9 protein-coding genes are annotated in these 7393 nt (G+C 60.1%); 5 read left to right on the top strand and 4 right to left on the bottom strand.

Features of this window, described 5'->3' with window-relative positions; genetic code table 11:
• Positions 1–279 (top strand): helix-turn-helix domain-containing protein (locus L0H65_RS10900; RefSeq protein ID WP_301458965.1); only part of this gene is annotated, 279 nt, incomplete at its 5' end.
• Between the two features lie 362 nt (positions 280–641).
• On the opposite strand, the gene L0H65_RS10895 is transcribed toward L0H65_RS10900, so the two are convergent.
• Complete coding sequence (locus tag L0H65_RS10895; protein WP_301458963.1) at positions 642–1046, bottom strand: DUF1127 domain-containing protein; 405 nt, start codon at positions 1044–1046, stop codon at positions 642–644.
• Positions 1047–1175: 129 nt separating this feature from the next.
• Between L0H65_RS10895 and L0H65_RS10890 the strand changes: the two genes are divergently transcribed.
• From L0H65_RS10890 to L0H65_RS10880, 3 genes are all read left to right on the top strand, one after another.
• On the top strand, positions 1176–1331 hold the full coding sequence (locus tag L0H65_RS10890; RefSeq protein ID WP_301458962.1) for a hypothetical protein: 156 nt from the start codon (positions 1176–1178) through the stop codon (positions 1329–1331).
• Between the two features lie 285 nt (positions 1332–1616).
• Positions 1617–2066 (top strand): nucleoside diphosphate kinase regulator, encoded by a 450-nt coding sequence (gene rnk, locus L0H65_RS10885; protein WP_301458960.1) that lies wholly within the window; start codon positions 1617–1619, stop codon positions 2064–2066.
• A 380-nt stretch (positions 2067–2446) separates the two neighbouring features.
• The gene (locus L0H65_RS10880) at positions 2447–3340 is read left to right on the top strand and encodes a mechanosensitive ion channel family protein (protein WP_301458959.1); all 894 of its coding nucleotides are present in this window, start codon (positions 2447–2449) and stop codon (positions 3338–3340) included.
• Between the two features lie 72 nt (positions 3341–3412).
• Here L0H65_RS10880 and L0H65_RS10875 read toward each other — a convergent pair whose 3' ends face one another.
• The 3 genes from L0H65_RS10875 to L0H65_RS10865 form a co-directional block, all read right to left on the bottom strand.
• Entirely contained in the window at positions 3413–4990 is a 1578-nt protein-coding gene (locus L0H65_RS10875; protein WP_301458957.1) for a gamma-glutamyltransferase family protein, read from the bottom strand.
• 326 nt (positions 4991–5316) lie between these two features.
• The gene (locus tag L0H65_RS10870) at positions 5317–5736 is read right to left on the bottom strand and encodes an ATP-binding protein (RefSeq protein WP_301458956.1); all 420 of its coding nucleotides are present in this window, start codon (positions 5734–5736) and stop codon (positions 5317–5319) included.
• Between the two features lie 19 nt (positions 5737–5755).
• Complete coding sequence (locus L0H65_RS10865) at positions 5756–6091, bottom strand: STAS domain-containing protein (protein ID WP_301458954.1); 336 nt, start codon at positions 6089–6091, stop codon at positions 5756–5758.
• Between the two features lie 86 nt (positions 6092–6177).
• Here L0H65_RS10865 and L0H65_RS10860 point away from each other — a divergent pair, with 86 nt between their 5' ends.
• Entirely contained in the window at positions 6178–7350 is a 1173-nt protein-coding gene (locus L0H65_RS10860; RefSeq protein ID WP_301458953.1) for a thiolase family protein, read from the top strand.
• The last annotated feature ends 43 nt before the right edge of the window (positions 7351–7393 follow it).

The following is a 7393-nucleotide window of genomic DNA, read 5'->3' as shown; positions in this document are numbered from 1 at the left end:
CCCTATGCAGAGCGGACATTCATTCGCAAATTCAGTGCCGCGACGGGCCTGTCGCCGAACGCCTACGTTCAGGCATTGCGCGTTGAAAAATCCCGCGCGATGCTTGAACAAACCCGCAGATCGGTGCAGGCGATAAGCTGGGATGTCGGCTACCACGATGTTTCCGCATTTGGCCGGGTGTTCAAGTCCATCACAGGCACTTCGCCGGCGGAATATCGCACCAGGTTTGGTGTCATGGCCCCCGGTCGTAACGATCAGGACGTCGCGGCCCTGCCGTAGGTGCGAAGCATTGTTTTGGCCATAGCATTGGCCATGTTTGCCTGCATCAAGGCAAAGGCAAACCCGACCGACAGCGCAGCTACGCCACCGGCTGCGGAATGGCGGTGCGGTGAAGGAATGGCCTGCCGCACAGGTAGCGGCACGCTGCCGCCATCATCGACCCAACGCGCCAGGCTTTGTGCACTTGGCGAATACGGTTTGACCGTGGCATCGCAACCCTTTGATGGGAAGAGTGACGGGAACAGATCGTCAAAATCAGCATTGCAGATCATCATCCTGTGGCCCTCTCATTTCAGATAGTTTCTATGGTGATGGGTCGCGCCGCCATGTTTCATCGGCACGACCCAGCGGTTCCGTTGCGGTCATGCGGCCAACCGCAGCGAGTATTGATCATCCAGGATCGGTCGTCTGCGTGGCGCCAGCGGCACCATCCGCAATTCGCGTTCGTCGAACCCGTCGACGACCTGAATGATGTCGCAGCGCTCGACGCCGATATCACGCAGCAAGCGATCATCCATCGCCCGCAGTGCCACGATCATCTTGCGCCGATTCCAGTTGCGGTTGAGTGTATCCCACATGCGCCGCAGCATCCCGCGCTCGTTGTTCAAACGGTCATGAAACCGCGCAACCGTGGCAGGCTGAGGGGGAAAGTTGTGATGAGAGAGAACAGAGTGCATAGCATCCTCCAGGTTCAAGGTTACCAAAGCCGTGACATGAGGCACCGCGAAGCCAGCCACGACCAAACCGCAGCAATCGGCATGACGCAAACGCCTGTCATTTGAAGTGATCCATGTTGGGATCCGACAAACCCCCGAGGCGTAGAGCGGCAAAACGGCCAGCCCCGCCCGGGGCTACCTCCGGTTCAGGAGTTTACCTGCAAACAGCAGGCCTCTCGTATGAAAGCTGAACATCATCATGCTCCCTACATGGCCATCATCGGGCGGGTTTTCAATCTCATCTTCGCCAACTGCGACTTCTCGGCACGAAAGCGCCGGTTTCTGGGCCATTTCGGCCACGCCGCGCCGATGTTTCACCCTGCGACATCGGGGTGATTGACTATTGGGCGGCCGATGCCTAGCTCTGATTGCATGATGGTACACGCAGATCATTTTCGATTTCGTCTGCTGACCCGCCGGTATCCCCGGGCGGTTTAGGCGAGCTATCGCCTGCCATACCCCCCCGGGGCTCCGCAACTTTCCTCAACTGAAACCTAGCAAGTGCCAGGTCATAAAAATTCTGGTTCCGCGCATGCAAAGGGCTGTGCTGGCCCATTCCTTCGCCGCCGCTAAAACACCCCGCCCGATGACCCCCTGCTCGAACTCAACAGGAGATTGAAAATGATGCCGCAAGTGAACGAGTCCGAAAAGAAGCGCGCCAGCAACCGCAGCCCGAAGATCACCATAGACGCCGATCACCTTGACCATATCGAGGAGCTCGCCGAAAACGCACTTCAGCGCAACCCGGCCTTGGGTGATCGCTTGCTGGATGAGTTGAGCCGCGCAAAGATTGTCGCGTCGGCAAAGATGCCCGCGAATGTCGTCTCCATCGGCAGCACTGTGACCTATCGCGACGATCTTACCGGGCAGGAAAAATCAGCCACGCTGGTTTTCCCCGAGGATGCCGATATCTCGCAGCTTCGCGTGTCGCTGATGACTCCGATCGGGGTGGCGCTTCTGGGTCTCTCGGAAGGTGCCAGCTTCTATTGGGACACCCGCGACAATCAGCGCCGGATGCTGACCGTTATCCGTGTCGAGCAACCGGTTCCGACCGTGAAAGTCACAAACTGACCATGGGCGCATCCGCAACCGGAAATCAAACAACGAATGCGCCGCCCGGAGACGATGGCTGAACAGGATTGATACCCTGCAAGCAATTTTCTCCGGGCAAATCTGAAGCGCCGCCGCGTCCAAGCCGCCCCTAGGAGAAAACCGATGTCCCTGCATGCTGTCCGTGATACCTGTCACGCGTGCACCGAAACCCTGCCCCGCGCCGCAGCTTTTCGCTGCCCGTTTTGTCGCGCGCCGATCCTGCGCGCCACGGGTGCCGTCAACACCTTCTGCCGCCTCTGCAACAAGTCCGTTCCGCATCTTCATGCGGGAAAATGCCCCTCGTGCGTGAGCGTCGAACAACGCTTTGGTGCAACTGATGTAAAACGAAAGTCGATCCGATGACCGCCCGGCAACATGCGCGCCGTCTGGCCTGGCCAACCATGTTGGTCATCGTCAGCGTCGGATTGATCCTGTTCTGGGCGAACCTGACCGAATTGTTCGGCGAGAACGAATCCCTGTCGCTGGCGGTCAAGGGCTTGGCCTATTTCGCCTCGGCTTGGCTTGCCAGCCGTATTCTGTCAATGGCGCTGGATCAAGCAACGGCGCGCCGCCGCCCTTACCCGCGCTTGCTGCGTGATCTTATCGCGGCGCTGTTGTTCCTGATCGCTTTCACCGCAACGGTTTCGCTGTTCATGGGACAGGGCGCGATTGGCGCGCTGGCCGGGTCCGGCCTTATCCTCGCGATGCTGGGTTTTGCGATCAGAAACGTGGTGGCGGATACGCTCTCGGGGGTCGCGCTTGGTGTTGAGGGACCGTTTCGCATTGGCGATTGGGTGGATATCGACGGGCTGGCGCGCGGCAAGGTCATTGAGATCGGCTGGCGCACCACCCGCATTCTGACCCGCGATGCCACCTATATGATTTTGCCGAACAGCCTGATCGCGCGGCAACGGATCATCAACTATTCCGCGCCGAAGCCACAATACCGCGCCCAGGTCTCCATCACGCTCGACCATACCATGCCCATCGGGGAGGCGCGCAAAGTGATGCTGGCCGCGATGAAAAGTGCGAAATTGATCCAGCAGGAACCGTCCCCGGATGTGCGGGTTCAGGCCTATGAGGAAGGCGGCATCACCTATGCGCTGCGCTTCTGGCTTTCCCGCTTTGACCGCGATGTCGATTGCCGGGATGAAGTCTACAGCGTGGTCGACGAAGCTCTGCGCGAAACCGGAAGCGCCGCGCCGCGGCGCCGGATAGAACTTGTCGGCAGGAAAACGCCCCGGCCAGAATGAAACCGGCGCTTCCGCGAGCAAACCCACCCGCCCTGGAATCCGCGGCGCTCCGTCCTCCGCAGCAAACCGGAATCAATACCCCAGCGCGCAGCCATCCTTGCGCGGATCCGAAGCACCCTCAAGCAACCCGTCGGCGTGGATTTTAACCGCCTGTGAGCCGCCAAGTGGCACCTCCGGAGGGACAACCCGGTGGCCGCGTTCGGCAAGGTCGGCGCGCACCGCGTCGGAATAGCCGCGCTCCACCTCCATGCCGTGAACGCCGGAGAAACAGCGCGGGGCGTCCATCGCGGTTTGCGGGTCCATTCCGAAATCCACCATATTCGACAAAAAGCGCGCGTGGCCGGTCGGCTGGTATGCCCCGCCCATGACGCCAAAGGGCATCGTCACGCGGCCATTCTGTCGGATCATGCCGGGAATGATCGTGTGCATCGGGCGCTTTCCACCCGCCGCCTCATTCGGATGCCGGTGTTGCAGGGTAAAGCCCGCGCCCCGGTTCTGGAAGTTGACGCCGAACTTGTCGCTGGCGAGACAGGCACCGAAACTGTGATACACCGAATAGATCAGCGAGACCGCCATCCCCTCCTTGTCAACAACCGTGATGTAGACCGTATCCTTATGTACCGTTTCGGTCAGGGGTGCCGCCGCTGCCATCGCATGTTTCGGGTCGATCAGTGCCGCAAGCCTTGTCGCTGTTTCATCGCTCATCATATGGTCAAGGCGGGTGGTGAAATCAGCGTCGGCAAGAAACCGGTTGCGGGCGTCATAGGCGAGCTTTGTCGCCTCCGCCTCAATATGTGCGCGGTCGGTACCGAAAGGGTCCATGTCGGCAATATCGAAATGTGACAGGATTTTCAGCAGCAGGATCGCAGTAGCGCCCTGGCCGTTCGGCGGATGCTCCAGCAGGTCAACCCCTTTGTAAGGGCCGGAAACAGGCGCAACATATTCACATTCCGTTTCCGCGAAATCTGCCAGGGTATGGGTGCCGCCCAAAGCCTTGAGAGAGGCAACCATATCCTCCGCCACTTCGCCTTCGTAAAATCCGGCGCGGCCTTCGCGCGCGATGCGGCGCAACACTTCTGCCTGACCGGGTGCGCGGAAAACCTGACCCAAGGTTGGGGCTTTGTTGTTCAAAAGCAAGGTTTCGCGGGCGTGCCCTTGCAGCAACGGTTCCGCCGCCGCCCAGTCTTGCGCAACCCGGGGGGCGACCGGCACGCCTTCTTCGGCGTAGTGGATCGCGGGGGCGAGGGTGTCTGCGATGCCGATTCGACCCCAATCGGCAGAAAGGCGGCAGAACGCATCCACCGCGCCCGGCAGCGTCACCGCCTCCACCGCATAAAGCGGCATCGCGGTCATCCCGCGCGCGCGCAACTCAGCGGCGTTCAGGCCTTTGGGCGCACGCCCGGAGCCGTTGAGCGCGTGGACATCTTCGGACCCGGCGGGTTTGAACAGCACAAAACAATCACCGCCGATTCCGGTCATCTGGGGTTCACAAAACCCCAACAAGACCGCACCGGCAATCGCTGCATCCACCGCGTTGCCGCCTGCTTTCAAAACATCAATCGCCACACCGGCCGCCAATGGGTGCGAGGTCGCGCACATCCCGTTCGTCGCATACACGGCAGAACGTCCGGGCATCTGAAAATCGCGCATCTCTGTCTCCCCAAGGCCATTTTTTCAAAGTCTAGCGGGACACGCGGCAAAGCTGAATTGATTTCTCGGGTTTCCATACGAAAACGAACAACTGGACCCATGGTCTTGACGTTGTTTTGGGTAGAGCGCGTCGCATAGAACCTCGGTGCCGCGAACTGGGTGGGGGCAATTGTCACGACACCGAGGGAAGCTTTATGCAGCTACAGGATCAATATAGGGTCGACTGGTGGCTTGTTTATGGGGGAATTATGACGATCTGGTGTCATTTGTGACGAATTGGTCCCAATGCCGCCATTGCAATGCCGTTGTATCCAATCAGAGATCAGTCAGCGGTCGGTTTGCAACGGCAAGCAAAAGCTGGTGTGATTCCTTCCATCCTTGCGGCGATAGGCCAGATCGCTTGCCAATTCCTGAATGATGAACCAGCCGAAGCCGCCTTCAGGCAGCCCGTCAACCAGATCCATCGGCGGCAAACAACGACCCGGCAGCGATCCGCAAGGCAGCGGCAATCCGCGGTCAGCGACTTCCACCAAGACATGCGCGCCCTGAGGGTGAACCAAAACCTCAATCGTGCCACCGAAATCCGCGTAAGCGTGTTCAACGATGTTGTTCAAGACCTCCGCCATGACCAATTCAGCAGTGCCCAGCGCAGTCGCGTCCATTCCGCACCCTTTCAGACAGGCCAGAAACTCTCTCACCCCTGCGCGCACCGCAAACGGATCACTGTCGATTTCGAATCGCGTCACCCCACGATCACCCACGCCCTCAGCTTGCTTTGCGCAGGCCATCGGTCAACGTTGGATGAATGAGAAATACACTGTCCATCCGCGTCAAGCGGAAGACTTTGGCAACCGTCGGCGTCAAACCCGAAAGCTCCAGCTTTCGCGCCGGGCTAAGCAGTTTCATCACCGCGACAACCGCGCCAAGCCCTGAACTGTCCAGAAAGACCACATTCGACAGATCGAGGATCACCCGCTCGCTTTCCGTTTCAATCGCCTCGCGCATCCGCTCCTTGAACTCGATCGCGCCCGCGGCGTCGATCCGGTCCCCTTCTACCGTGACGACCAAAAGATCGTCCCTCTTGTCCGCGACAAGGTCCATCAGCAGGCCTCCTTCACTTATTCCACATTTGCAGGTTATGATCGAAGGGTTAGCAATCGGTAACCACGCATGGAAATGGGGGCAAATTGACAAAAGTTGTGATCGCAGGCGCGGCGCGCACCGCGATGGGCGGGTTTCAGGGCGTGTTCGCAGGGGTTCCCGCCCCCGCCTTGGGAGGCACCGCGATTCGCGCAGCAATTGGCGCGGCGGACCCGGCCTTAGTGGAAGAACTGCTGATGGGCTGTGTCTTGCCAGCCGGACAGGGCCAAGCGCCCGCGCGGCAAGCCGGATTTGCAGGCGGGCTGCCGCAATCCGTACCGGCGACAACAGTGAACAAGATGTGTGGCTCAGGCATGAAAGCTGCAATGATCGCCCATGATCAGATCGCGTTGGGTCAGACCCGGATCATGGTCGCGGGTGGTATGGAAAGCATGACCGAGGCGCCCTATCTGCTGGCGAAAATGCGCAGTGGCGCGCGGCTGGGTCACGCAACGTCCATGGATCACATGTTCCTGGACGGGCTGGAAGATGCCTATGACAAGGGCCGATTGATGGGCAGTTTCGCCGAAGATTGCGCGCAGGCATTCCAATTCACGCGCGCCGATCAGGATGCCTATGCGCTGGCCTCGCTGAACCGGGCGCTGACTGCCCAGGCGTCGGGCGCGCTGACAGCAGAGATCGCGGTTCATACCGTGACCACACGCAAAGGCGCGGTAGCTATTGATGCCGACGAGCAGCCGACCCAGGCCCGACCAGAAAAAATTCCCCACCTCAAACCCGCGTTTCGCAAGGATGGCACCGTGACGGCGGCCAACTCCTCGTCTATCTCCGATGGTGCAGCCGCAATCCTGCTGGCGTCCGAGGACGCCGCCAAAGCCCACGGTTTGCCGATCCGTGCCTATATTCGCGGCCATGCCAGCCATGGACAGACCCCCGCGGACTTCCCCACCGCACCGATTCCCGCCGCCCGCAAACTGCTGGAACGGCTCGGCTGGAGCGTGGATTCGGTTGATCTGTGGGAGGTGAACGAAGCCTTCGCGGTGGTGCCGATGGCCTTCATGCGAGAACTTCAAATCCCACACGAAAAGATGAACGTAAACGGCGGTGCATGCGCCTTGGGCCACCCGATCGGGGCCTCCGGCGCGCGGATCATCGTCACACTGCTGCATGCGCTAGAGGCGCGAAACCTGCGGCGTGGTGTTGCCGCCATCTGTATCGGCGGCGGCGAAGGCACCGCAATAGCGATTGAACGGCCTTGACCAACGGCCTTCCATCTTCTCTGTGCAAATATCCCGGGGGTGC

It is taken from the genome of Pseudorhodobacter sp. (assembly GCF_030452865.1).
Classification (GTDB): domain Bacteria; phylum Pseudomonadota; class Alphaproteobacteria; order Rhodobacterales; family Rhodobacteraceae; genus Pseudorhodobacter.
The sequence above is the reverse complement of the archived record's forward strand: the minus strand, read 5'-3'. Positions and strand labels throughout refer to the sequence as shown.